A 270-nucleotide genomic window follows, 5' to 3' on the forward strand; every position below is an offset into this window, starting at 1 on the left:
GCTCATGTAGCTCAGGGGTAGAGCACTCCCTTGGTAAGGGAGAGGTCGGCGGTTCAATTCCGCCCATGAGCACCAAGCTTTGGGCTGGCGGCCTTCGGGTCGCCAGATTATCAAAGACCGTAGGTGTTTCGCGACTTAATGCCTGTAAAGGCGGCCTACGCAGATGGTGTACCCTTAGAAGGCTTTTCAACGTTTAAGCTCATGTAGCTCAGGGGTAGAGCACTCCCTTGGTAAGGGAGAGGTCGGCGGTTCAATTCCGCCCATGAGCAC

The 270-nt window shown here is 55.6% G+C and carries 2 tRNA genes; both read left to right on the forward strand.

Annotated elements, in window-relative coordinates:
• A tRNA-Thr gene (locus tag FLQ03_RS01340) sits at positions 1 to 75 on the forward strand.
• A gap of 122 nt (positions 76 to 197) precedes the next feature.
• Positions 198 to 269 (forward strand) — tRNA-Thr (locus FLQ03_RS01345).
• Position 270: the final 1 nt, after the last annotated feature.

Source organism: Vogesella urethralis, from assembly GCF_007644045.2.
Classification (GTDB): Bacteria; Pseudomonadota; Gammaproteobacteria; order Burkholderiales; family Chromobacteriaceae; genus Vogesella; species Vogesella urethralis.